Annotated in this window: 25 protein-coding genes; 11 read left to right on the top strand and 14 right to left on the bottom strand. The window is 64.3% G+C overall.

Features of this window, described 5'->3' with window-relative positions; translation table 11 throughout:
* From H7J93_RS14080 to H7J93_RS14070, 3 genes are all read left to right on the top strand, one after another.
* On the top strand, window positions 1-597 hold the full coding sequence (locus tag H7J93_RS14080) for a TetR/AcrR family transcriptional regulator (protein ID WP_267306879.1): 597 nt from the start codon (window positions 1-3) through the stop codon (window positions 595-597).
* Window positions 598-784: 187 nt separating this feature from the next.
* Window positions 785-1,189, top strand: coding sequence for an MmpS family transport accessory protein (locus H7J93_RS14075; protein WP_276021982.1), 405 nt, complete (start codon window positions 785-787; stop codon window positions 1,187-1,189).
* Entirely contained in the window at window positions 1,186-4,083 is a 2,898-nt protein-coding gene (locus H7J93_RS14070) for an MMPL/RND family transporter (RefSeq protein WP_267306877.1), read from the top strand. The genes H7J93_RS14075 and H7J93_RS14070 overlap by 4 nt, the downstream gene beginning before the upstream one ends.
* 5 nt (window positions 4,084-4,088) lie before the next feature.
* On the opposite strand, the gene H7J93_RS14065 is transcribed toward H7J93_RS14070, so the two are convergent.
* The 5 genes from H7J93_RS14065 to H7J93_RS14045 all read right to left on the bottom strand — a co-directional run bounded on the left by H7J93_RS14065 (window position 4,089) and on the right by H7J93_RS14045 (window position 8,522).
* Window positions 4,089-4,571 (bottom strand): nucleoside deaminase, encoded by a 483-nt coding sequence (locus H7J93_RS14065; RefSeq protein WP_267306876.1) that lies wholly within the window; start codon window positions 4,569-4,571, stop codon window positions 4,089-4,091.
* 12 nt (window positions 4,572-4,583) lie between these two features.
* Window positions 4,584-5,864, bottom strand: a complete 1,281-nt coding sequence (locus H7J93_RS14060) for an MFS transporter (RefSeq protein WP_267306875.1) — start codon at window positions 5,862-5,864, stop codon at window positions 4,584-4,586.
* Between the two features lie 121 nt (window positions 5,865-5,985).
* Window positions 5,986-6,531, bottom strand: coding sequence for a nuclear transport factor 2 family protein (locus tag H7J93_RS14055; protein WP_267306874.1), 546 nt, complete (start codon window positions 6,529-6,531; stop codon window positions 5,986-5,988).
* A gap of 19 nt (window positions 6,532-6,550) precedes the next feature.
* Window positions 6,551-7,177 (bottom strand): TetR/AcrR family transcriptional regulator, encoded by a 627-nt coding sequence (locus tag H7J93_RS14050; protein WP_267307008.1) that lies wholly within the window; start codon window positions 7,175-7,177, stop codon window positions 6,551-6,553.
* Window positions 7,164-8,522, bottom strand: a complete 1,359-nt coding sequence (locus H7J93_RS14045) for an aromatic ring-hydroxylating oxygenase subunit alpha (RefSeq protein WP_267306873.1) — start codon at window positions 8,520-8,522, stop codon at window positions 7,164-7,166. The genes H7J93_RS14050 and H7J93_RS14045 overlap by 14 nt, the downstream gene beginning before the upstream one ends.
* An 88-nt stretch (window positions 8,523-8,610) precedes the next feature.
* On the opposite strand from H7J93_RS14045, the gene H7J93_RS14040 reads away from it, so the two are divergent.
* On the top strand, window positions 8,611-10,371 hold the full coding sequence (locus H7J93_RS14040) for an N-acyl-D-amino-acid deacylase family protein (protein WP_267306872.1): 1,761 nt from the start codon (window positions 8,611-8,613) through the stop codon (window positions 10,369-10,371).
* A gap of 3 nt (window positions 10,372-10,374) precedes the next feature.
* Here the strand turns inward: H7J93_RS14040 and H7J93_RS14035 are convergent, their stop codons facing one another.
* From H7J93_RS14035 to H7J93_RS14025, 3 genes are all read right to left on the bottom strand, one after another.
* Entirely contained in the window at window positions 10,375-11,220 is an 846-nt protein-coding gene (locus tag H7J93_RS14035; protein ID WP_267306871.1) for a mycofactocin-coupled SDR family oxidoreductase, read from the bottom strand.
* 78 nt (window positions 11,221-11,298) lie between these two features.
* Window positions 11,299-12,237 (bottom strand): acyl-CoA thioesterase, encoded by a 939-nt coding sequence (locus tag H7J93_RS14030; protein ID WP_267306870.1) that lies wholly within the window; start codon window positions 12,235-12,237, stop codon window positions 11,299-11,301.
* A 131-nt stretch (window positions 12,238-12,368) separates the two neighbouring features.
* Complete coding sequence (locus H7J93_RS14025; protein WP_267306869.1) at window positions 12,369-12,947, bottom strand: VOC family protein; 579 nt, start codon at window positions 12,945-12,947, stop codon at window positions 12,369-12,371.
* Between the two features lie 56 nt (window positions 12,948-13,003).
* On the opposite strand from H7J93_RS14025, the gene H7J93_RS14020 reads away from it, so the two are divergent.
* The 3 genes from H7J93_RS14020 to H7J93_RS14010 are packed head-to-tail and all read left to right on the top strand — an operon-like array spanning window position 13,004 to window position 16,273.
* Window positions 13,004-13,930, top strand: a complete 927-nt coding sequence (locus H7J93_RS14020) for an NAD-dependent epimerase/dehydratase family protein (RefSeq protein WP_267306868.1) — start codon at window positions 13,004-13,006, stop codon at window positions 13,928-13,930.
* A complete protein-coding gene (locus H7J93_RS14015; protein WP_267306867.1) occupies window positions 13,927-15,075 on the top strand; it encodes a sulfotransferase family protein in 1,149 nt (382 codons plus the stop codon). Before H7J93_RS14020 ends, H7J93_RS14015 begins: the two co-directional genes overlap by 4 nt.
* A gap of 4 nt (window positions 15,076-15,079) precedes the next feature.
* Complete coding sequence (locus H7J93_RS14010) at window positions 15,080-16,273, top strand: DUF1214 domain-containing protein (protein WP_267306866.1); 1,194 nt, start codon at window positions 15,080-15,082, stop codon at window positions 16,271-16,273.
* Between the two features lie 216 nt (window positions 16,274-16,489).
* Here the strand turns inward: H7J93_RS14010 and H7J93_RS14005 are convergent, their stop codons facing one another.
* Complete coding sequence (locus tag H7J93_RS14005) at window positions 16,490-17,269, bottom strand: SDR family NAD(P)-dependent oxidoreductase (protein WP_267306865.1); 780 nt, start codon at window positions 17,267-17,269, stop codon at window positions 16,490-16,492.
* A 58-nt stretch (window positions 17,270-17,327) separates the two neighbouring features.
* Window positions 17,328-18,029, bottom strand: a complete 702-nt coding sequence (locus tag H7J93_RS14000; protein WP_267306864.1) for a PAS and ANTAR domain-containing protein — start codon at window positions 18,027-18,029, stop codon at window positions 17,328-17,330.
* Window positions 18,030-18,195: 166 nt separating this feature from the next.
* On the opposite strand from H7J93_RS14000, the gene H7J93_RS13995 reads away from it, so the two are divergent.
* Window positions 18,196-18,600, top strand: a complete 405-nt coding sequence (locus H7J93_RS13995; RefSeq protein ID WP_267306863.1) for a MerR family transcriptional regulator — start codon at window positions 18,196-18,198, stop codon at window positions 18,598-18,600.
* 10 nt (window positions 18,601-18,610) lie between these two features.
* On the opposite strand, the gene H7J93_RS13990 is transcribed toward H7J93_RS13995, so the two are convergent.
* Window positions 18,611-19,771 (bottom strand): LLM class flavin-dependent oxidoreductase, encoded by a 1,161-nt coding sequence (locus H7J93_RS13990; RefSeq protein ID WP_267306862.1) that lies wholly within the window; start codon window positions 19,769-19,771, stop codon window positions 18,611-18,613.
* Between the two features lie 93 nt (window positions 19,772-19,864).
* Between H7J93_RS13990 and H7J93_RS13985 the strand changes: the two genes are divergently transcribed.
* The 3 genes from H7J93_RS13985 (at window position 19,865) to H7J93_RS13975 (ending at window position 21,246) form a co-directional block, all read left to right on the top strand.
* Window positions 19,865-20,326 carry an OsmC family protein gene (locus H7J93_RS13985; RefSeq protein WP_267306861.1) on the top strand — a complete coding sequence of 154 codons (462 nt, stop codon included), beginning with the start codon at window positions 19,865-19,867 and terminating at the stop codon, window positions 20,324-20,326.
* A 97-nt stretch (window positions 20,327-20,423) separates the two neighbouring features.
* On the top strand, window positions 20,424-20,888 hold the full coding sequence (locus H7J93_RS13980) for a hypothetical protein (protein WP_267306860.1): 465 nt from the start codon (window positions 20,424-20,426) through the stop codon (window positions 20,886-20,888).
* 76 nt (window positions 20,889-20,964) lie between these two features.
* Window positions 20,965-21,246, top strand: coding sequence for a hypothetical protein (locus H7J93_RS13975; protein ID WP_267306859.1), 282 nt, complete (start codon window positions 20,965-20,967; stop codon window positions 21,244-21,246).
* A 16-nt stretch (window positions 21,247-21,262) separates the two neighbouring features.
* On the opposite strand, the gene H7J93_RS13970 is transcribed toward H7J93_RS13975, so the two are convergent.
* The 3 genes from H7J93_RS13970 to H7J93_RS13960 are packed head-to-tail and all read right to left on the bottom strand — an operon-like array spanning window position 21,263 to window position 25,003.
* Complete coding sequence (locus H7J93_RS13970; protein WP_267306858.1) at window positions 21,263-21,550, bottom strand: hypothetical protein; 288 nt, start codon at window positions 21,548-21,550, stop codon at window positions 21,263-21,265.
* Window positions 21,551-21,560: 10 nt separating this feature from the next.
* Window positions 21,561-22,754: an amidohydrolase family protein gene (locus H7J93_RS13965; protein ID WP_267306857.1), complete on the bottom strand. Its 1,194-nt coding sequence runs from the start codon at window positions 22,752-22,754 to the stop codon at window positions 21,561-21,563.
* A gap of 35 nt (window positions 22,755-22,789) precedes the next feature.
* Window positions 22,790-25,003: an acyl-CoA dehydrogenase family protein gene (locus H7J93_RS13960; RefSeq protein ID WP_267306856.1), complete on the bottom strand. Its 2,214-nt coding sequence runs from the start codon at window positions 25,001-25,003 to the stop codon at window positions 22,790-22,792.

The raw sequence follows: 25,003 nt of genomic DNA, 5'->3' as shown, positions 1-25,003 counted from the left end.
ATGACCAGGAGTGCCGCTCGCGGTGTGGAGTCCTCGCCGTGGTCCCCGCGGGAGGCCGAACTCCTTGCTGTGACGTTGCGGTTGCTGCAGGAAGCGGGCTACGACGGGCTGACCGTGGACGCTGTCGCCGCCGCCGCGCGGGCCAGCAAAGCGACGGTGTATCGGCGCTGGCCGACGAAGGCCGAGCTGGTGTTGGCGGCGTTCATCGAAGGTGTGCGCCACGTCGCGGTCGCCCCGGAGACCGGCAGCCTGCGCGGCGACCTCCTGCAGTTGGGGGAGGTGATCTGCGATCAGGCCCGCACTCACGCCAGCACCATGCGGGCGGTCATGGTCGAAGTGGCACGCAACCCCGCACTCAACGACGTGATGCAGCACGAATTCCTGAATCAACGCAAGGCCCTGTTCAAACACATCCTGGCGCAAGCCGTCGAACGTGGCGAGATCGACGCGGAGGCCGTCAGCGAGGAACTCTGGGATGTGATGCCGGGCTATCTCATCTTCCGGTCTATTTTTTCGGGGCGACCGCCAAGTCGACGCACGGTCCAATCGCTTGTCGACGACGTGATTATTCCCAGCCTGACCCGTCTGAACAGCTAGTTGTTTGCGCGCGCGGATGGGCGCCCAGACTCCCTTGTGCTGTCCGGTACCGTACCGTACTCTCAACTACGTTGACATACCGCCTGACTGAAATAGGGTTGTGCACGGTCTGACCCTCGTGTCGTAGGTATCGAAAGGCTGACGGGTGCAGGGGTTTTCAGTGGGTCGCCTTCTTGGTCGAAACTGGATGCTCCTTGTCGCCGTCGTGGTGATAGCTCTGGCGGGTTTCGCGGTGTACCGCCTGCACGGAATCTTCGGTTCGAACCACGACACCTCGACGGCCGCCGCGCTTGCCGATGAGATCGTGCCCTTCAATCCCAAGCACGTCGTTCTCGAGGTGTTCGGCCCGCCGGGCACCGTGGCGACGGTGAACTACCTCGATGTCAACGCCCAACCCCAACGCGCCGAAGATGTTCTGCTGCCGTGGCGGTACGACATCACGACGACCCAGCCGGCGGTGCTGGTCAACGTCATGGCGCAGGGCAACAGCAATTCCCTCGGCTGCCGGATCACCATCGACGACGTGGTCAAGGACGAGAGAACGGTCGACACCATGAACGCCTACACCTTCTGTCTGGACAAGTCGGGATGAGCAACCAGGTGGAAAGCCGCGAGACTCTGACCCACCGCGTCGCGAAGCGGGTTCGTTGGCTTGCGGTGCCGATCGTCTTGTTCTGGTTGGTTGTCGCCGGACTCACCAACTCCTTGGTTCCGCAGCTGGAGGTTGTCGGTGAAGCGCAGAACGTGGCGTTGAGCTCACCTGACGCGCCGTCGCTGAAGGCGTTCAAGAAGATTGGCGAGGTATTCCAGGAGTTCGACTCCGACAGCGCGGCGATGATCGTGTTGGAAGGCGACCAGCCTCTCGGTGCGGAAGCGCACCAGTATTACGACAGGCTGGTCCAGCGCATTGAACAGGATCAGAAGCACGTTCAGCATGTCCAGGACTTCTGGGGTGACCCGCTGACGGCGGCTGGTTCGCAGAGCGCGGACGGTAAGGCGGCGTACGTCCAGGTCTTCCTCATCGGGGATCAGGGCTCAGCACGGTCGATCGAATCCGTTGACGCATTGCGCGACATCGTGAAGAACACGCCTCCGCCCGCCGGTGTCAAAGCCTACGTCGCAGGTCCGGCACCGCAGGTCGCAGATCAATTCGAGGTGGGCAACGAAGGCACCACGAAAGTCACCGTGTTGACCATCGTGGTGATCGCGGTGATGTTGCTGTTCGTCTACCGCTCGGTGGTGACGATGATCCTGGTGCTCATCACCGTCCTCATCGAAATGTCCGCCGCCCGTGGCATTGTGGCGTTCCTGGGCAATTCCGGAGCCATCGGTCTCTCGACATATTCGACGAACATCCTCACCCTGCTGGTCATCGCGGCAGGCACCGACTACGCAATCTTCTTGCTGGGTCGTTACCACGAGGACCGCAACAACGGGCTCGATCGTGAGACCTCGTACTACAACATGTACAGCGGTACTTCACATGTGATCCTGGGCTCGGGTCTGACCGTCGCGGGCGCGGTGTTCTGCCTGAGTTTCACCCGGTTGCCCTACTTCCAGAGCCTCGGGATTCCTGCCGCGATCGGTGTGCTGGTGACACTACTGGCGGCGCTCACGCTGGCGCCCGCCGTGATCATCATCGGTGGCCGTTTCGGCCTGCTGGATCCCAGACGCAAAACGCGCACCAGGGGATGGCGCCGGATCGGCACCGCGATCGTTCGGTGGCCCGGGCCGATTCTGGTGGCCACACTGGCGGTGGCCGCGGTGGGACTTTTGGCGTTGCCGGGCTACAAGACCAGTTACGACGTCGGGAACTACCTGCCCGACCGTGCCCCGTCGACTGTCGGGTATGCCGCTGCTGAGCGGCACTTCTCCAAGGCCCGGCTCAACCCCGAACTCCTGATGATCGAGGCCGACCACGACCTGCGCAATCCGACCGACATGATCCTGTTGGAACGCGTGGCCAAGGCCGTCTTCCACACGTCCGGCATCGCCCAGGTGCAATCGATCACCCGCCCCTTGGGTACACCGTTGGACCATACGTCCATCCCGTTCCAAATCAGCGCCCAAAGTGCCGGGCAGATACAGAATCTCGGTTATCAGCAGGACCGGGCCAACGACCTGCTCAAGCAGGTCAACGAGATCGACAAGACGATCGGCATTCTGCGGCAGCAGGCCACTTTGCAATCACAGGCGAACGATGCGACGCACGAACAGGTCCAGGCGTTTCACCAAACCGTCGCCGTCGCCCAAGACTTACGGGACAAGATCGCCAACTTCGACGACATGTTCCGCCCCCTGCGCAACTATTTCTATTGGGAGCCACACTGTTTCGATATCCCGATCTGCTGGGCGTTCCGATCGCTGTTCGACGCGCTGGACGGGATCAATGCGCTGACCGACCAGCTGGCGAACGTCACGACGAGCCTGGACAAGCTCGATGCGATTCAGCCGCAGTTGCTCAAGCTGATCCCGCCCCAGATCGCCAGTCAGCTGACGAATCGCGACCTGGTCATGACCAACTACGCGACGCTGTCGGGAATCTACAGTCAGAACGCGGCGGCGCTACAGAACTCAACCGCGCTGGGGGCAGCGTTCGACGCGTCCAAGACCGACGACTCGTTCTATGTCCCGCCGGAGGTGTTCGACAACGCCGAGTTCCAGCGCGGCTTGAAGCTGTTCCTGTCTCCTGACGGCAAAGCCGCGCGGATGATCATCACCCACGACGTCGATCCCGCTACCCCGCAGGGTATTTCGCATATCGACGCGATCCGCCACTCGGCGGAGGAGGCCGTCAAGGGGACGCCGTTGGCGGGATCCCACATCTATATCGGCGGCACGGCGGCGACGTACAAGGACATCCAGGAGGGCGCCAAGTACGACCTGATCATCGTCGTCATCGCCGCGCTCAGCCTGATCCTGCTCATCATGATGTTCATCACCCGCAGCATGGTTGCCGCGGTCGTCATCGTCGGCACCGTGGTGCTGTCGCTCGGTGCCTCGCTGGGGCTGTCGATCCTGGTGTGGCAGCACCTTCTGGGCATCCAGTTGTATTGGGTGATCATCCCGCTCGCCATCATCCTGCTGCTCGCAGTGGGTTCGGACTACAATCTGCTGCTGATATCCCGCTTCAAAGAGGAGATCGGCGCCGGCTTGAACACCGGCATCATCCGGGCGATGGCCGGCACCGGTGGGGTCGTCACCGCGGCAGGGTTGGTGTTCGCCTTCACCATGGCATCGTTCGTCTACAGCGATTTGATCGTGCTCGGCCAGATCGGCACGACGATCGCCCTCGGTCTGCTCTTCGACACCCTCGTCGTGCGCGCTTTCATGACACCGTCGATCGCCGTGTTGCTCGGGCGCTGGTTCTGGTGGCCGCTGCGCGTCCGGCCCCGCCCGTCGAGCACGATGCTGCGGCCCTACGGACCCCGCCCGGCGGTGCGGCAGCTGCTCCTATGGGAGGACGACGAACTCGGGCGCGTCTAGGTGCGTCAGCTCTGCTGAGTCCAGTAGTTCTTATGTGGCTCGAGCACGGCATCGGCGACCTCCGGGATCGGCCCAATCACCTCGATCTGCTTCTGTCCGGCGCCGAAAACCTTTCGGCAATCAAGGCTCAGTGTGGGATTCCTGGGATCGTCGCCGGTTTCGGCGAGCAGTTGCTTTTCCGTGATGCCGTAGACAAGACGTCTGACATTGGCCCAGTACATCGCCCCCGCGCACATCGAGCAGGGCTCCGCCGTGGTGTAGAGCGTGCATGTGGCAAGAAATTCCTTGTCGAATTTCTTCGACGCCTGCCGCATCAACGCGGTTTCCGCGTGACCGGTGCAGTCGGATTCGGTCACTTCGATGTTGGTCTGCTCCAGTAGGACGTTGCCCTCGCTGTCAACGAGGACGGACCCGAATGGATGATTACCCTCGCGGACAGATCGTTTGGACACGTCAACGGCATGCAGGAGATACTTCAGGTCGTCCATCAATGGACTCCTTTACTTTGCGGTGGGGATTGGCAGCGGATCCACGGTCGTGGACGACGGTGGTTGCGCTCGATCCTTGAGCGCAACCGAGCACAGTGCACCGACGGACAGCACGATGAGCAACGGAATCAAGGCTCCGCGGTAGTGGCTGATCGCGATGTCCGTACCGACTGGTGGAGCCTCACCCACAAGGACGCCGATCACATAGTCCAGTCCGGCGCCGGTGAGGAAGCCGACGCTCGTCATCAACCCGAACGCGGTGGCCTGAGCGTTGTCGGGAATGTGCTGCCCGATCTGCGCGAACCCAAGGATGTTGCTACCCAACAGGAAACCGAAGACGAACAGGAGAACGAACACGCCGGCGGTCGGGAGGCGCGGGAGGAACAACACCAGGGCCATCGTGAAGGTCAGTAGCCAAATGGTGATCTGCGTGACCCGCGACCGCTTCCCGAGCCGATCCGAGATCCAACCCAGCAGCAGGCCGCCGACACCGGCGGCGATGGCGCCGGTCGATGTCAACGCCGTAGCCATCTCCAGGGTGCGTCCATAGGCCCGCTGGTTCATGATGCCCCACAGGTCGTTCCAGGCGATTAGGACACCGAATACACTCGCGAAAAATGCTGTACCCAACCAGAATTGCGGTACTCGCACCACCTCGCGTAACTGGCTGAGAATGCCACTGTCACCTGGCGCAGCGGTGGCAGTTGCTGTGGCTGGTCTGGACACCAGCAGCAGGATTGCAATCCCGAGTACCACGTAGCCGACGGCCATGCCAATCATCGCGGCGTGCAGTGGCGGGATGGTCTCTGTGACAGAAAGACCGATGAGCATAAGGGCCAGAATCACGTTGGTCGCCAGCTGAGAAACGGAGGACATCACCGCGAATCGTTGCGGAGGGAACCAGATTCGGGCGAGGTAAATCGCGCCGAGGAAGCTGGTCGAGAGCCCGATTCCGAGTATGACCCTGCCTGCGACGGTGACGCCCATGCTCGTTGCGTTGGCAAGAAGTACACATCCGACCGCAGCGATCAGCGAGGAGATTCCGAGAATCAGGCGCGGGCTGAGGCGGTCGAGCATGATGCCGCCGATGAATTGCGCAATCGAGTATGCGACGTAGAAGACGGCGCTCAGCATGCCGATCGCGTGTTCGGACACCTCGAGGCGGTCTCGGACCTGCTCAGCCACGATGCCGATCATCACAGCGGTGAGCAGGCCCAAGCCCAGGAAAAGCGTGCCGAGGCCCCAGACGACTATCGCCTGGGCCCGAGTCGGAGGCCGCTCAGAGCCAGCCATCGCGCATCGCACTCTCACTCCTGTGTGCGTAGCCCGGGTCTGGACTTCGCGGATAAACCGGAGCGTAATCGCTCTTTGTGTCGCTGTGTCGACTTTGCCGATGTTGGTCGTGGGATCGTGCTTATTCCGGCGACGGGTCGGCCAACAGTGCGAAGAACTGAAACGACGGATCGGTCTCGTCGAGAGCGCCTTTGAGAGTGTCCTTGGTGATCGGGTGGCTCACATCCATCGACGAGGGGTCGTCCAACCGGGCCCAGTCGGTGACGATGGCCCGTTCGATCAATTTCCATGCGTCAGCACGCTTCTCGTACTTGTCGAGGTAACGCCCTCCGATGATGAGGTCGACGTCTCGTTCCTTGCCTGCGAGCGTGTGGACCGCGATGTTGTAGATCTCGCCTTCCGCCGTGTTTCCTTCGATCGCGAAGTTCGCCGTCGTGATGTTGTGCGCCATCATCCGGATGAAGGGCCGGGAGGCGACAAGCTGTTCGAAGAATTTCTCAACTGAGCCCGTCGAGAATGCGCCATGGGCATCGACGGCGTCAGGGTGATAGAGGTCCCGCAGCGTGGCCATGTCTCCACGGTCCACGGCACGGCAGTAGGCGTGGACCAGCTTTCGCAGCGCAAACTCATCGAGCATCTCCTGCAGCGCGGCGTCAGTCGTTGCCATCGTCGCCTCCGAGCTTGCGTCACCCATCGCTTAGCCGTGCCAACAGTGCCCTCAGCCCGTACTCGAACACCGCGTCGTAGTCGGTAGGGGATTGCAGCGCCTCGACCAGCGCGCGGTCGGGCCAGGCATCCGCCCACAGCGACGGATCCTCTTCATCGTGCTTGGCCCCGCGGACCGCCGAGAACTGCATGACCGCAGAGGAAATGACGTGAACCTGGATCGCCCGCAGCACCAGGGCGGCCTCGCTGCCGGTGACCCTCAGCTCGGAAAGCTCTGCCGCCAACCGCTGCTGAATCGGCAGGAACAACTGTGGTGTCCGGTCGCGTTCATGGGCGATCGCCAGGAGATGTTGCTTCTCGATGAGCATCCGACGTTGCGACCGTGCGAGCGATGCGATGCGCTCGACGGGGCTTCCGCCGTCGCTCGGCAGGTGCGCCATCTGTCGCAGCAGTTGTTCGACCAGGCTGTCGAAGAGTTTGTCTCTGCCGCCGACATGCCAATAGATGGAAGTGACGGCGACGCCCAACTGCTCGGCGAGTCGGCGCATGGTGAACGCCTCGACCCCGTCGACGTCGATCATCCGGGCCGCGGTCGCCAGGATCTGGTCCGCAGTGACGGGATCACCGCTTCGGCTACGTGGCTGCACCAAGTGGCTCACCTCCGGTGATTCGTTCCGACTCGGGCAGGTCCAGATAGCGTTCCAGATTACGGTGCATGTTGATCACGCGACGCTCCTCGTTGGACAGCACCACATGGGTGAAGCCGGGCTGATGAAGGCCGCGCTGTAGACCTGCCAACACCGTGATGTCCTGCGTGAGAACCAGACCGGGGTGGGCATCGGCCACAGTCATCCGCACATCGGTCGGCTTGACACGGGGTGCGTCCGGCGGCATCCGCATCCAGACGATCATCACCAGCTCACCGTGATCGGGATCGGGCCCGGGACGGGCGGTGAGTACCGTCAAGTGGTCGGCGTTGGTCAACAGCGACATGTTCGGGAACACGTTGTACTGGTGAAGGCGCATCACCTGATCGGTACTCGCCCAGCTCAGGTCGACACCACGCTCAGCGGCGAACTCCTTTGTCCGCGCGGCGATCACGTCGGCCGCCGAGCGCCCACTCTGATCGGCGGGGAACGGCGTGTCCTCCGCGACCCCCATCAGCGCACCCTGCGTCGCAACGTAGGCGTCCCAGACCTCGCTGTCGGTCAGCCCCTCCTTGATGCTCGGGCTCGGCACCCCGTAGTACTGCTCGGACTTGCCGGTATGACCCCAGATGACTTGCGGGGCATAGACGTCGTCCATGCATCTGTGTAGCTCGGGATGCAGCGTCTGGATGTGGTAGGTCTCGCTGAACCCGTCGGCGATCGTCTTCCAGTTCGCCTCGGCCTCGATGGTCATGGTGGCGTAGCAGCGGAATTCGCCGAGCCGATTCCAGGCGATGTCGTCGGGCATCGCCTCCAGGTACTCCCGCAACGGGATCGCGTCGGCGTCGAGATTGACGAACACGAGACGTTCCCAGGTTTCGACGCGCACCGGCAGCAGGGGATAGTCGGTCAGCCGGAGTGCGCCGAAGCCTTTCCTGTGGGGCACGCGCCGCAGTGCGCCGCCCAGATCCCAGGTCCAGCCGTGATAGCCGCACCGCAGTTCGCGCAGCCCCTCGCCAGACCCCGCGCACAGCGAATTGCCGCGATGGCGGCACACGTTCTGGAAGGCGCGCAATTCGCCGTCGTCGCCGCGCACCACCAGTACGGAGTGGACGCCGCACCGGTACTCGAAGTAGTCGCCGGGTTCGGCCACGTGGTCGACCGTGCAGGCGAACTGCCAGACCCTGGGCCACATGTGTTCGACCTCGAGCCGGGCGAACTCCGGCGAGTAGTAGCGCTGCGCCGGTACCAGCGTGGGCCGTTGCGGTGGCGTCCCGATCGCGTCTTCGCGCCGGGTGTGGGCCGGGTCGCCGAGGTTCTCGTTGACCGGTGCCGTTCGCGTCACGATTCGCCTCCGAAATCCGGCTGCCGCCGCCTGTAACGGTGTTACATTCGACACGATAACGGCTGCCCGGGCGTCGAGGGAGAGAATTGTGTTCGACCTGAAAATCACTGGCGGAACCGTGGTGGACGGCACCGGCGCGGACCGGTTCCAGGCCGATGTCGCCGTCAAGGACGGGCGGATCGTCGAGATCCGTCGTCGCGGGCCCGGTGACGCTCCGTTGGAAGGCGACGCGGCGGAAACGATCGACGCGTCGGGCAAGATCGTCGCACCCGGCTTCGTCGACATCCACACCCACTACGACGGCCAAGTGAGCTGGGACAGCTCGTTGGAGCCGTCGAGCGCGCACGGTGTGACGACCGTCGTCATGGGCAACTGCGGTGTCGGGTTCGCGCCCGTGCGACCGGGCCGCGAAGACTGGCTGATCGGGTTGATGGAGGGTGTCGAGGACATCCCAGGCACCGCGCTTACCGAGGGCATCTCGTGGGGTTGGGAGACGTATCCCGAGTATCTCGACGTGATCGAAAAGCACGAGTTCGCCGTCGATGTGGGCAGCCAGATCGCCCACGGATCGGTGCGCGCCTACGCGATGGGGGAGCGCGGAGCCCGCAACGACCCCGCCACGCCGGATGACATCGCCGCGATGGCACGCATCGTGCAGGAGGGCATCGAGGCGGGGGCGCTTGGCTTTTCGACATCACGCACCCTGGGGCACCGCGCGATCGACGGTGAGCCCGTGCCCGGAACCTACGCTGCTGAGGACGAGTTGTTCGGACTCGGGCGGGCCATGGCGGCCGGCGGGCGCGCGGTCTTCGAGTTGGCCCCGCAGGGGGTCGCCGGCGAGGACATCATCGCGCCCAAGAAGGAGCTGGAGTGGATGCAGCGCCTCGGTGCCGAGATCGACCGGCCCATCTCGTTCGGCATGATCCAGGTCGATGCGGCGCCGGACCTCTGGCGCGAACAACTCGACATCTCGGCGGCCGCTCATGAGGCCGGCAGCGAGCTCTACCCGCAGATCGCTGCGCGGCCGTTCGGCATGCTCTTCGGTTTCCCCGGCCATCATGCGTTCACCCATCGGCCGACCTTCCGCCGACTCAAGGCCGAGTGTGATCGACAGGAATTGGCGACACGGCTCGCCGACCCCGCGGTCAAGGCCGCGATCCTGTCGGAAGACGACCTGCCGCCGGACCCAACGAAGCTGTTCGACAACATGTTTGCGCTCGTTCAGTACTCACTCGGCCGCATCTATGCCCTCGGTGATCCGCCGGACTACGAACCGACCGTCGAGCGCACCGTCGAGAAGATCGCCAGCGACCGTGGCGACGATCCGCTGTCCACGCTGTACGACCTGATGCTCGAAGACGATGCGACGGCCATGCTGATGCTGCCGTTCTACAACTACTTCTACGGCAACCACGACGCCATCCGCGAGATGCTGTTGCATCCGGCCGGCGTCGTCGGGCTTTCCGACGGTGGGGCACACTGCGGCATGATCTGTGACGCGTCGTACCCGACGTTCCTGTTGACGCACTGGGCGCGCGACCGTCGCCGCGGCGAGAAGCTGCCGCTGGAGTATCTGGTGCGCAAGCAATCTCACGACACCGCACAGCTGTTCGGCCTCAGCGACCGTGGCGTCATCGAAATCGGTAAGAAGGCCGACATCAACGTCATCGACATGGACGCGGTGACGCTGCACCCGGCGAAGATGGCTTACGACCTACCCGCCGGTGGTCAGCGTCTCGTGCAGGGTGCCAGCGGCTACACCGCCACGATCGTCAGTGGCGTGGTCACCCGTCGCGACAGCGCAGACACCGGCGCACGCCCAGGCCGTCTGGTGCGCGGCGCGCGCTGAGCGTCAGAACTTCGCGGTCGCTCCCGCATCGATCGGGAGTGCGGCGCCGGTGATGTACTTGGCCTCATCGGATGCCAGGAACAGCACGGCGTTGCTGACCGCCCGCGCCTCGAAGTAGGGCACCGGCAGCAGGTGGAAGTGCCCGATGATTTCGCCCGCATCGGCCATGGTCGGCTCGGGGAGGTCAGGGCGCAGGGTGTGCCGGAACTGATCGTTGTCGATCATCGGCGTCAGAATGTTCCCCGGGTGAATCGAATTCACCCGAATCCATTGCGGAGCCAGCTCATTGGCGAGCGAGTTCATCAGGCCGACAACGGCGTGCTTGGCGGACGCGTAGTGGGCCATGTAGCCGCCGCCGCGCAGACCCAGCATCGAACTGACGAGGATGATCGATCCGCCCCGCCCGTCCGACATGTGGGGGACCGCCACTTTGACCGTGTGCCACACGCCGGTGATGTTGATGTCGAGCATCGTCCGCCACGCGGCTTCCTCGATCATCGCGGCGGGGGCGGGACTTCCGCTGATGCCGGCATTGGCGACCACGATGTCCGGTCGACCCAGTTCGTCGATGCCTTGCTGCAACGCCTTCCCGAGCTCCTCGACGTCCCTGACGTCCGCCTTCGCGGTGACGATGCGACGGTCCAACTTCTCGACCAGCGCGGCGGTTTCGTCGAGGTCGGCTTCAGTCGCCCCGGGGTAGGGGACGCCGTCGATCTCACCGCACACGTCGACGGCGATGATGTCAGCGCCTTCCTCTGCCAGTCGGATGGCGTGTTCGCGGCCCTGACCGCGCGCCGCACCCGTGATGAATGCGACCTTGCCGGCAACCCGGCCAACTGTGTTCGGCATCATCGCCTCTCGGTCACCTCTCGTTGCTTGGCCTCTACACATTCCGCTGTGACAGCAATGAAGTCAACGATGAGGACGTCACGTCGTGCGTGAGGTGGGTCGGACGAGCACTTCCTGGGCGGTGTTGGCGACGACGTGTCCCGCCGCGTCGCGAATGACTCCGTGAACCAGCGCCCGGTGTCCCGCGATGGCAGCGATCTCCTGCGTGTAGAGATGCCATTCGTCGAAGCGGACGGGACGGTACAACCAGATGGCGTGGTCCAGGCTGACCGCGGCCACCGAGGTGTAGTCCGCGGGTTGAGGATGGTTACGAAGGGCCATGTCGAGCATGAGGTAGTCGCTCGCGTAAGCGAGTATCGCGTTGTGTAGCGCGGGTCTGTCGCCGATGCCGCGTGGCAGGCGCATCCAATGGGAACGCGGTCCGGACGTCTGCCGACCCCCCAGGAACGTCGTCGGTTCGGCGATGCGCATTTCCACCGCGGGTGGGACGTCGATCCACGTCTGCGCGTTTCCGAACATCGGCGGCGGCACCTGATGCACCCAGTGCTGCAGCAGCGGCATTTCTTCCGGCCCGGGCACGCGCGGCTGTTGGTGGGCCAATTCGGGTTCGGCCGGGTTGCTGTGGAATGACGCCAACGCCGTGAGCAGAATCCGATCGCCCTGCGCCACGCTCACCTGCCGCGCTGCCATGGACCGCCCGTCGCGAACAGGATGCACGACGATCTCCACAGGTCGTCGCGAATCGCCGGTCTGGAGGAAGTAGGCGTGCAGGGAATGAGGCGGGTGCGCCTCGACGGTCGTTGCCGCCGCGTACAGCGCTTGTGCGAGCAGCTGGCCGCCAAAGATGCGTCCAAACCGATCGGCTTCGTTGGTCGCCTGAAACCTGTTGTCGCCCAGAGGCTCCAACTGCAAGGCTCGCTCGAGAGTGTCCAGCGCACCAAGGACCGATGCCTCGAGTGACGTACCCCGCAGCGGCCCCGTCAGATCGTCGGACGAAGTGGACTCGTCATCGCCCACCTGCGTCCTCCTGCTCTGTCGGGTGAGTGGTTGCAAATCTCTGCTCTGAAACCCTAAAGTTCATTAGATTAGCTCACTACATCGAGGTAGGGGTGGCTTTGTCGCTGATGTCCGAACCATCGCCGACTCGATCAGTCGGGCACCCGGTACCCGCCTCGGGTCATGATGCGCACCGGGTCACGTCCGTCCCAGTTGGCGCAGGTATCGGATATGACGCGCACCTGCTCGAGGAAGCTGGACGGGGCGTCGACGACCTCGGTATAGAAGCCGAACTCCGTCGCGGTGTCGATGTAGGCCACCCGAAAGCCGCCGCCGAGGCTCTCCGCAGCGATCGAATAGCCGAGCGCCTCGAAATGTGCGATCTTCCCCTCGTAATCGGCTGTCAGCGTGGCTATCTGGTGGAAGGCGGACGTACCGTTCCGGCTCCATTCACGAAAAATGCTGGGCGTCTCGCAATGTTGCTGAATCAACTCGATCTGGATGGGTCCCGCCTGCGCGACGGCGACCTGGATCTGAACGGTGCGGACCTCGCCGCCGTAGTCGGCTTGTTGTCCGACGAGGGGAAGCACGTGAAACGGCCCGATGCCGAAGGCCCGTGCCCAGCGACCCGCGGCGGCGACGACGTCGTCGACCACGTGCCCCAACTGGAAGAACCGGTACTCGTCGGCGGGCCAGGACTCCTCGAACAGCGGATGTGCCGGTGGCGTCATGCGGACGATCATGGCATGGGGTCATCACGCATCACGCACACTCGGATGAGAGGGGAGTGTGGCACACGTTGAACGGCGAAAAGATCCTCATCACCGGGCCGGGAGGACGAATCGCTTACGGCATCGCCAAAACCCTGTCCCCGCACAATGAGGTGTGGGGCATCGCCCGGTTCACCGACCCGACGGTTCGCGACGAGGTCGAGGCATTGGGCGTCACCACGCGATCCGTCGACCTCGGCGACCCCGACTTCAGTTCCCTTCCCGACGATTTCACCTACCTGCTGCACATCGCCGCCGACTTCGGAGAGGATTACGAGCAGGGGTTGCGGGTCAACGCGGAGGGCACCGGCCTGCTGCTGTCGCACTGCCGCAACGCCAAGGCCGCGCTCGTGATGTCGACGATCACGGTGTACAAGCCGCATCCAGATCCGTGGCACACCTTCGCCGAAGGCGATCCGATCGGTGATGCCGGACTGCCCACCCCGCAGCCCTACTCCATCGTGAAGATCGCCGAGGAGGCTGTCGCACGGTACTGCGCGCGCGAGTTCGATCTGCCGATCACCATCGCCCGAATGGGCAGCGCCTATGGTGACCGCGGCGGTCTGCCGCTGTGGCATCTCAACGCGATCGCCGAGGGCAATCCCGTCGTGGCGCGATGGGACCCGTTGCCCTACAGCCCCATTCACTACGACGACATCAACGCACAGGTGGCGGCGCTGCTCGGGGCGGCAACGGTGCCCGCGACGATCGTGAACTGGGCGGGCGACGTTCCTGTCACGGTGCAGGAATGGTCGCGCTACTTCGCCGACCTCCTCGGGGTCGAACTCGACCTTCGTGTCGAAGTCGTTCCCGGCGCATCGATCGGATCGGTCGGCGATCACACCAAGCGAACGTCGATCACTGGGCCGTGCACGGTGGACTGGCGTGACGGATTCCGCGCGATGGCGGCGCACCACTATCCCGATCTCGTGAAGGAGCGATGAGCGGTATGCGGTACCCGTCGCCGGACCAGCTGTTGTCGGAGGCCATCGCCGAGGGTGGTCACGCCGACTTCGGCCCCGGTGATTTCCGTGAAGGCCTGGCGGTGCTGTTGGACAGCCTGGAACGCGACGGCGATCTGCACCCGGACACCGACGCCGCGGTGATCGGTGATCTGCGGCGCCGCCTCGTGAACCGGCTGGAGGTCGAAACCTGGTATGCCGAGCACCCGGAGGTGCACGACGTGCCGATCCGGGGTCCCATCGACATCAACGGACTGCCCCGGACCGGCACCACCGCGCTGGCCGACATGCTCTCGCTCGACCCGCAATTCCGGTGTCTGCGCGGCTGGGAACAGACCAAACCGGTGCCGCCGCCCGTAGCCGAGCACGAAGCCGTGGATCCGCGACGCGTGGAGTTCGTCCGCATGCACGAACAGCGGTCGGCGAAGAGCGCCGTCATGCACATCTTCGAGGTCGACGCGACCATGGAGGACACCGAGATCCTCGGAATGGCCTTCCATGGCCAGCAGATGACACTGCCGGTCCCCGGTTACCGAAAGTGGTGGCGCAGTGCAGATTTGACCCAGACCTACGAGTACCACCGGCGAGTGGTCAAGCTGCTCGGATCGACGCGGCCGCCTGACCTGTGGTTGTTCAAGGCGCCGCACCACAAATTTCATCTGGAGGCACTGGCTCGGGCGTATCCCGACATCCGATTCGTGATGACGCACCGCGATCCGGCCAAGGTGGTGCCGTCCTACACCAGCCTGGTGTCGACGATCTTCCCGCCCGCCGCCGACCAGAGGGATCTACACGCCCTCGGTCGCGAGGTCAGCGAGCATCTACGTGAGGGCATGCAGCACGCCATCGAAGAACGGGCGCGCATCGGGGAAGACCGCTTTCTCGACGTCCACCACCGCGAGCTGGTCGCGGATCCGAAGGGCACGATACGACGCGTATACGACTGGCTCGATCTCGAACTCACGCCTGATGTGGAGCAGACAATTCTGCACTGGCAGGAGGAAAACGCCATGGGCGCCAAGGGCACTCATCGATACACCGCCGAACAGTTCGGCCTCAGCGTCGGACAGATTCGCTCCGACTACGACTTCTACATCCGCCACTTCGACGTGGCGGTGGAGGGATGACACCGTGACCGGACTTCCGACCTGGGACGACCAGATGGAGGCGCTCAAGGGCGTGGCCGACCACCTGCTCGCGACGTGGCGCCCCGACGCCTCCGAGGCCGAGGTGCAGGACATGAACAAGCTCGCGCTGTCGATCCTGGCGTGCGGCTATCTGTGCCACGTCTACACCGACGCGCGCAGACCGGTGTTCATGCCGCTGTGGAACTACGCCTGCAATCAAGGCGGCCCCAACCCCGATTACGTGTACCTCAACGCCGAGGTCGACGGATCAGGTGTCTATGAACTCACTGGCAGACGGGGGACGGTGCGCTTCGTCGAGATCACCCAGTCCGCTCCGGGAATGATGAAGAGCCTCAAGGGTGTCGAGCGGCAGATGAAATTCGACGCCATCACCCATGATCTCGACGACCTGACCATCGCCGAGGACGGCTCGTTCCGGGTGATCCTCAGCGCGGAGCGTCCGGAGGGCTACGACGGCGACTGGTGGCCACTCAACCCCGAGGCCGGCAAACTGCTGATGCGAAAGTGCGCCTGCGACTGGAACACCGAGATCGACGCGCAGGTCGCGATCAACCGGCTCGACGACGGCGGCGAGGACATGACGCCCGCCGAGATCGCGCGCCGCTTCTCGGAGCTGGGCGACTGGATCAGGGGCATGATCGATTTCGACATGGAGCTCGTCCGGTACTACCGCGAGCACCACGGCATCAACGTGCTGCTGCGCTCACAGTGGATCCAGCAGGGCGGCGGCCTCGCCACCAAGCAGGCCTATTACGACGGCATCCACGAGATCGCCGACGACGAGGCGCTCATCGTCGAGTTCCCGGTCCCGGCCAACTGCCACTACTGGCAGATCCTGGTCGCCGACGACCGGTTCTCGACAGTCGATTGGGTGAACCGCCAGTCGAGCCTCAACGACGTACAGGCCCGCATCGACCCCGACGGCTGGTTCCGCGGCGTGGTATCGAAACAAGATCCGGGCGTTCACAATTGGCTCGACAAGGCCGACTGGCCGTGGGGCATCCTGCAGGCCCGCTTCTACCGTGCCGACGAATACCCCGAGGCGACCGTGACCAAGGTGCCCGTCGCCTCAGTGCTCGAGCACCTACCGTCCGGCACACCGGTGCTCACACCTCAGGGGCGCGCAGAGCAGCTGCGGCACCGGCGGACCGGGGCGCAACTTCGTCGCATCTGGTGACCGTTCAGGGAGTCATCAGCCGCAGCCGCCACCGCGCAACACCGGCGAACAGCGCCGCCAGCAGTCCCAACATGACCATGTCGAACAACCATGGCGATGCGGCGTGCTGCCAGTGTGTGTCCTGGACGATGCCGGTGACGAGATTGCCCAGATCCGCCGTCGCGTCGATGAAGGGGGTGATTGTGCGCCGTTATTGCAGTGACGGGGCGCGCGTCGTCACAGTGCGAACGAAAAACCGCCGTTCACCGGAATCGTCTGTCCGGTGATCCACGATCCGTGATCGCTGGCCAGCAGTACGGCGATGCCGGCGGCGTCGTCCGGGTTGCCGGGCCGGCGAATCGCGTAGTTCTGCAGAATCGCCTTGGCTTGTGGTGAGTCGGCATGCTCGGCCCAGAACTGCTCGGTCATCGGAGTCCGCATGGTGCCCAGCGCGATGTTGTTGGCCGTCACCCCGTGACGCCCGTTCTCGGCTGCGATCGAACGTGTCAACCCGGCAGCGCCTGCCTTGGATGCGGCGTAGGCGGCCCCGTTGGCGTCACCCGTGCGGCCGGCATCCGACACGATGGTGATGACGCGACCCCATTTTCGACTGACCATCGCCGGAAGCACCGCGCGCGTGCAGTACATGGCGCCGTAGAGATTCACCCGCAGGTACGGCTCCCAGTCGGAGGGGTCGGATTCGGCGAACGGGCCGCGTCCGCCGAATCCTTCGGCGCCGGCGTTCCCCGCGTTGTTGACCAGGATGTCGATATCGCCGGCTGCCGCAACGGCTTTCGTGACCGCGTCGAAGTCGGTGACGTCGAACGCCGCTGGATTCGCCTGAGTCCCGGTCGCGCGCAACTCGTCGACGACCGCGTCGGCGCGGCCGGAATCTATATCGTTGACGAGCACTTGGGCGCCCGCGGTGGCGAATGAGTGCGACAACCCGCGGCCCACTCCTTGTCCCGCACCTGTGATCAGGACTCGACGGCCGGTGAGGTCAATGTGCAGCGTCACAGCTGCAGAGTCAATCACGTGATCGCGTGTGGACGTGTCGGGCCTTGCCGGCTCGAGGTCAGGAGATGTTCAGCAGAGCGTGATCGACTTGGGTCCTGGTGCCTGACGGGAAGGTGCCCGCCATCTCAGCGAGGAAACGGCGGGCGAGTTCACGAACCTTGATGTTCGTCTCCTGTGACCGCCAGACAAGGATGTCGAAGGCACGGTCCGCGCTGATGCCGTAGGCGGCCATCAGCAGCCCTTTGGCCTGTTCGATCTCCGCGCGGGCCTCGGCCACCTTCGAAACGGCCGTCGAGACGTCGGTTTGCATGGTGTCGGTGTAGTCGACGTAGAAACCGGATGTGCCGATCACCTCGCCCGCCTCGCCGAGCATGCGGTCACCGATGACGATCACCCAGTGCGTGCGCCCGTTCGTGTCGACCATGCGATGGCGACTGCTGAATGGTTCGCCGTGCACCACTTTGTCGAGGATGGCCGCGACCTTCTCTCGATCGTCGGGGTGTTTGTGACTGAGCACCAGTTCGGTGGTCGGTGTCACGCTGCCGGGTTCATAGCCGTGCAGCCTTGCGACGTTTCTGGACCATTCCCACCGCTGGCCGTCAATGTAGAAACGGAATCGCCCGATACTCTCCGGCTCTCCGGTGCTGATGGGCGAGTCGACTTCCTGCACATCATCGATCGAGTCCGAGGCGCCTTCGGGCGCAGACCGAGCCCTGTGTCCATCGACGTCGGGGGCACCATCGTGCGGGTTCAGCAACATGATCGTGGGTCTCAGGGGCATTCCCATCGTCAACGGCGGCAATAATCTATGGCTGCAGGTATAGATTTTTTATAACACCGGCGCGAGCGCTGGTGCAACGACGCCAACATATGTTGGCCTTTGACTGGCACACATTTCCTGTCACCCAACAGATCGAGTTCACACGATGACTGCCGAGGACCCGAAACAAGAGGTCAAGCCAGGCCCTCCGGCCTCTGATCGCGGGGTCTACGGGATCTCGGTGGCGTCCGAGTTGTCGTTTGTCAGCGAACAGTCATTGCGGCTGTACGAACGTCATGGCCTTCTCACGCCCGCGCGTAGCCCCGGCGGGACCCGCCGCTACAGCGCCGATGACCTGGTTCGCATTCAGCGCATCAGCGAGCTCGCCGCCGCCGGGGTCAACCTCGCCGGCATCGCACGCATTCTCTCGCTGGAGGACCGCAACGCCGCCCTCGACGAACGCAACATCACCCTGGAGGGCGACAACGACGCTCTGCGCGCGCAGCAATCGTCACCGTCACCTGCGACACCCGAACCCAAACAGCGGGCACGTCGCAACGCAACGGAGTAGGTTTCGGCGTTTAGGTCGCGGCCGCGCGCGCCTTTCGCTCGGCCTCGTGGTCCTCGATCGCTTTACCGATCGCGTGTGAGGCACGATCGACGAACTCCGTCCCGCTTCCGATCACCCAGTCGGCCGAGGCGGCGGGTCCCTCGAGTTGACCGGTGAAGTGGGGAATCACGTACTGCGCGAAGAGTTCATAGCTCTTCAGCTTCGCGGCGGGAGGTGCCCAGTCGTGGTCGAACAACAGGAATGCGCCGAAGCCACCGTTGCTCGCCTCGACCAACTCCTCGATCTTGGCCACCGCGTCGTCGGGCGTTCCGATCACCGCGAAACCGGACTCACGGTTGTTCGCGATGATCTCCGTCGCTGAATCCCCCTGGACGGGGCCCGCGGGCAGGATGTGTTTGAAATAGCGCGAAAACTCGGCGATGCCGTATTCGACGTCACGCTCAGCCTGCTCGCGGGTCTCCGCAAGATGCATCGGGCCGACGAGGCGCCACTTCGACCGGTCGGCCACGTGGCCGTGCTCTTCGGCCACCTCCTGCCACGTCGCCCAGTGGTGGGCCAGTAGATCCATGCCCTGCTTGGCGGTCGCCGCGATCGACAGCATGCCGATGCCGTGCTTGCCCGCGCCGCGCGGACCGGTAGGGGAGAACGACGCCGCGACGGCGACATCGAAGCACGGTTCGCTGTAGGGCTTCAGTTGCAAGCGTGCGTCTTTGAGAGTGAATCCGTCGGTCTCCATGGTGACGGTCTCCCCGCGCAGTAGCCGCATGATCGCGTCGAGACACTGCTCCATGCGTGGACGCTGCTCGTCGGCCGGGATACCCAGCATGTGTGCATCCGACGTGAGCTGGCCGGGTCCGCAGCCCAGCATCACCCGGCCGCGGGTGAGGTGGTCGAGCAGCACCATGCGATCGGCGAGCATCAGGGGATTGTGGTACGGCAGTGAGCTCACGCCGGTGCCCAGCTTGATGTGCTTGGTCCGCTCGGCGGCGACTGCGATGAAGACCTCCGGCGACGCGATGATCTCGAACCCGGCGGAATGATGCTCGCCGACCCACGCCTCGTGGAATCCGAGTTCGTCCATCGCGGCGATCAGCTTGAGGTCTCGCTCGAGAGCGAGCGTCGGATTTTGTCCGACCGGGTGGAAGGGCGCCATGAAGTTTCCGAATCGCATCCGCCCATTCTGGACCGTGCGTCGCGTTTGTCGGTTAACTTCCGCTGCGGCGCGGCGAAGCCCCTGCCCGCGCTCGGAGCCGAGGAGGCCGCAGTGACCACACCTGAGACTGCCCGCGACGCTTCGTCGCCGGAAGGCATCGTCATCGTGGCCGAATCGGGCGCGGGGACCTATACCCAGCGGATCACCGCCGGGAACCACGAACTGGTCGCTGACGAACCGCGGCCAGTCGGCGACGATATGGGACCGACGCCATACGATCTGCTGCTCGCAGCACTCGGCTCCTGCACCTCGATGACGGTACGGATGTACGCCAAGCGCAAGGAGTGGCCGCTCGATCAGGTCCGAGTGACGTTGCAGCACTCACGCATTCACACCGAGGACTGTGCTGACTGCGAAACCCGTGTCGGACTGGTCAACCACATCGATCTCGACCTCGAGTTCATCGGCGACCTCGATGAGGAACAGCGGCAACGGTTACTGCTGATCGCCGGGCGCTGCCCCGTGCATCAGACCCTCACGTCGGAGGTCCACATCACCACGACGCTGCGGTGAGTCCTCGACGGGTGGTGGCGACGCGCTGACCTGCGGTTATGAATTGACGTTTCCGTAGGCGATGGTCGGGTATCCGCTGTACAGGAGGTGAGCGGAGATGCCCGTCTGGGGTTGGTTCTTCATCGCCGCCGGCGTCCTGATCGCGCTGACGGTGGCCATCGGCTTCGTCATGTCGGTGATCAAACGCGCGAAGGTGCGACGGTTGGAGGACGACGACGCGGCGGATCCCGTAGAAACTTCGGACAGTGAAACAACAAGCGCCACAATGGAAGTCGCCGAAGACGCATCGTCAGAGGACGAATTGCTCTCGCCTGCTGACGCTTCCGATCTGCAGTCACGGTGGAGCGACATCGAAGCGGCCTTCGTCGATGACCCCGCCGGATCCGTCGAGAAGGCCGACAGACTCATCGAGGAGGCCATCGAGCAGCTCATGTCACGCGTCGACGACGCGCGATCACGCCTCGGAGCGCAGTGGGCACGCGACGACGCCGCCTCCACTGAGGACCTGCGAGTCGCGCTGACGCGATATCGAGACTTCTTCCAACGGCTGCTGTCGGTCTAGTTATCCCGCGAGCAGACACAAAGGGGCCCAAAACTGCGGCGTGTCGCGGAGTTTTGCGTCTGCTCGCCCAGGGAAAGTGGCGCACGAGCGCGCTGGCGGCCAACCCACAGAAGAAGCCCGCGAGGAAGAAGCGTCGAGCGTGGCGTTTATTGCGCCGCGCAATGGTGGACGCGACGAAGCCACACGCCGCCGCGACGGCTGCGACAGCCACCAGCAGCGCGATGAACTGCGTTGGAGCCAGCGATCCCATATGACCTCCGGGCCGTCGTTGGCGATCGGCCGCTCAGCCGATCCAATCACCGTGGTGGCCGGACGCGGATTCTCGGTCATCAATCGTGACCAAAGCGAGAAGGGTTAGTTGTGAAAAGGTCCGCTCATTTCGACGTCCAGTCGTCGACGAGGTCGGCCCAGCGCCGTGAGATCGCCTTCGCCATATCGCCCTGTCGGCGCCGGGTGTTCACGTCGTCGGGTTGGATCGCGCCAATGGCCAGCCGCGCGATCTCGTCGACCTGATCGCGCTCCAGCCCGAACTTCTCGAGCGTGTCGAGGTCATGATCGGTGTCGATCGTCTCGCCCAGCTCTGAGCGGGCCACGAGGACGGCCGCGTTCTCCTCACCGACTTCCAGGAGCATCGCGACCAGGCTGGCCTTCTCGACTTCCACAGAGCTCCCGTCAGACCGGGCGGCGGGTCGCCAGACTGAGCCCGTTGTCGCGCATGACGGTCCGGCACTGCTCAGGCGTGTAATCGAAGTTCTCGAGATCCTTGATGTAGGACGCCGGCTCGGCGAGACCCTCCACATGCGGGAAGTCCGAACCCATGATGATGCGTTCCGGGCCCAGCAGTTTCAGCAGGCTGGCGAGTTCGTCCTCGTAGAACGGCGACACCCAGACGTGGCGCTTGAACGTCTCGCGCGGGTCCTCCTGATAGATGAAGGGAATCTGGCCGTACGACTTCGTCAACTTCTCGAAGAGGTGGAACACCCACGCCGAGCCACTTTCGATGGACGCCATTCGCAGATTCGGGAACCGGAGGAACAGGCCGTTGTGGAGGTGGTTGGCGAAGGTGTCCTGCAGTGCGTCGCCGGAGAACAGCGATCGGAACCCCAGCAGCGCCTGGAAGGACATCATGTAGTCCGGTTCACCCCAGGCCGGCATGAACTTCGAGTAGTACGTTTCGCCGGAGTGATAACAGACGGTGATGCCCGAATCGTTGGCCAGCCGCCAGAAGTCGTCGAACATCGGGTCGCCCGGTGCGCGCATGCCGACATCCGTGGAGATCGGTCCGGGAACCATGACGATGAAGCGGGCATCGCGTTCCAGCGCCCATTCCAGTTCGCGCACTGCCGCTGCGGGTTTGCAGAGCGTGATGTAGGGCGCGGCGAAAATGCGCTCCTGATAAGCGAATCCCCAATCCTCGTCCATCCACCGATTGAACGCACGGAACGTCGCGACCAGAGCATCCAGATCGGACAGAAGCGCTTGCTCCATGCCGACCCCAAGGGTGGGCAGCATGATGCAGCCCTGCATGCCCTGCTCGTCCATCAACGCCAGTCGCGCATCGCGGTCGCGGTAGGCAGCGGGGATAGGCTCCAACTCGCCGAAAAGCGAATTCATGTCGGCGCCTTTGGGATTCCGGCCGCGAAAGTACTCATCTAGCGCACCCGGCTTGCCGACAGGATCGAAGGTGGGATTCGGAATGAACCTGTTGACCCGACCGGCGACCATCAGCCGCTGCTTGCCATCGATCTGGGCCCACTGAATCCCGCGTTTGCGGTATTCCGGTTCGATGTGCCGGGTGAACGCGTCAAGGGCCTCGTAATAGTGGTTGTCGCAGTCGAAGAATGTGAAATCCAATTCCGCTTTCACGTCTGGCGTTCCTTCCGCTGGGGCTGTTGATCGCGTTACTTGCGCGGTAAACCGAGGATCATCGAAGCGATCACGGTCAGCTGTATTTCGGCTGTCCCGCCGCCGATGAGTTCCGACGGCATTTCGAAGTAGGGACCGATGACGGCCGGATCCGACTCTTCGAGGAGGGCGGCGGCGCCGGTCAGGCGTAGGGTCGCGGTCGACGCGCGGCGTAGCAGCATCACCATCGCGTACTTGGCGACGCTGGAGGTCGGACCGGCAGCCTGCCCCTGCGCCAACCGAAGCGTCTCGCGCAACACCATGGCCTTGATCGCGGCGGTGAATGCCTCGACCTCACCGAGCGCCTGCAGGGCGGCATCTCGATCCGGACCGTCGTTGCGGGCCACGCGGCGCAGCGCGGCCGATCGGTCGATGTTGGCGTAGTTGCCGATCGCGGTGCGTTCCACGGCCATGGTGGCGACCGCGAGATTCCAACCGTCGCCGGGTTTTCCGACGAGCATGTCGTCGGGAACGAAGACGTCGGTGAAGAAGACCTCGTTGAAGTCCTGATGCCCGCTGGCCTGTCTGATCGGTTCGACCGTGATGCCCGGCGAGGTCATGTCGATGAGGAAGTAGCTGATGCCCCGGTGCTTGGGGGCGTCGGGATCGGTGCGGGCGAGCATTGCCCCGTACTGCGCTCGGTCGGCCAGTGACGTCCAGATCTTGTGGCCGTTGATCAGCCAGCCGCCGTCGACTTTTCGGGCGCGGGTGCTCAGCGATGCGAGGTCGGAGCCCGCGCCCGGTTCGCTGAACAGCTGGCACCAACGTTCGGTGCCGCGCAGCATTGGCTCGGCGAATCGTTGCCGCTGCGTGTCGGTTCCGTGGCTGAGGATCGTCGGCAGGATCCACTCCGCGATGCCGAGCGAGGGTCGTTGCACATCGGGACGCTTGTCGAACTCTTCTGTGATGATGACCTGCTGCAACGAGGACGCGCCGATGCCCCACGGCGTTGGCAGGTGCGGCGCGACGAGGCCGTGCTCGGCCAGCAGATCGCGCTGATCTCCCCAGGCGAGTCCCGGCGCCCTGTCGTCATCAGACGCATGCGCGTTGTGCAGTTCGCGCGCCTGGTCGAGTATCGCGGCGATGGATGCGCGGAACTCCGACTCGACCTCGCCGAGATTCAGTGCGGTCGAACGCTTCTCCGTGAGCAAGAGTTCACCCGATTGGCGGGCCCACTGGGTGATGGATCCGATGGATGCTGCGAGAGCGGTCGCGCGACGCCAGTACAGGTGAGTGTCGTGCTCCCACGTGTATCCGATGGCGCCGAACATCAGCAGGGCGTCGAGGACGAGATCGGGGCCCGTGGCGACGGCCATCACCGCGGCTGCTCCGGCGGCGAGCCGTTGTTGCTCAATGGAATCCCCGCACGCCCGGACGGCGTCCCAGGCTGCGGCGGACGCCAGTTCCGAGTGGACGAACAGCACGGCGGCCTTGTGCTGCAGGGCTTGGAAGGCGCCGACGGGCTGGCCGAACTGCTCACGGGTGCGGATGTAGTCCGTCGCGGCCTCGGCGCATCTGCGCACGGTGCCCGCGGACGCGCACGCGGTGAGGGCGACAGCGGTGCAGCGGGCGCGCTCGACGGAGATACCGGTGATTTCAGTGCTCGCGGACACGGCGTGGGCGGTCAGCGTCAGGGTGCCGACGTCCGTGCTCAGGTCGGTGCCGCGTGGCCGCGCGATCGGCAGCCCGTCGGCCGCGAGGGCGAACCAGCGCACCGTTCCGTCGTCGGTATGCGCGGCGACCAGGATTCGTTGCGCGGCGGCTATTCCGAGCGTCGGCGCACAAGTTCCGTCAAGGCGCCAGCCGTCGCCGTCGGGGACAGCGCGGACCTCGGAGTGCTCCGGGAGCACGACGGCGGCGGTCGCTCCGGCGGCGAGTTCGGCGATCAGGACCGTCTTGGAATCGTCGGCCAGATCGGCGACGGCACTGGCGATCGTGGTGCTGAGCAGGGGCCCCGGCAGTAACGCCGCAGCGGCGGCCTCGATGACGCAACCCAGGTCGGTCATCGTGCCGCCCTGGCCCCCGGCAGCTTGGGAGAGGTGGACCGCGTGAAATCCGTACGCGGTGAGCTCTTCCCACCACGGGGGCGTCTCGCCTGCTGCGATCGAGTCGAACGACGCTCTCGTCTTGTCGATCGGCGCGTGCCGCGCGGCGAAGTCGGTGACAGCTGCCGCCAACTGTTCCTGCTCAGTGGTGATCGCGAGGGCCAT

Source organism: Mycobacterium barrassiae (genome assembly GCF_025822765.1).
Taxonomy (GTDB): Bacteria; Actinomycetota; Actinomycetes; order Mycobacteriales; family Mycobacteriaceae; genus Mycobacterium; species Mycobacterium barrassiae.
The sequence above is the reverse complement of the archived record's forward strand: the minus strand, read 5'-3'. Positions and strand labels throughout refer to the sequence as shown.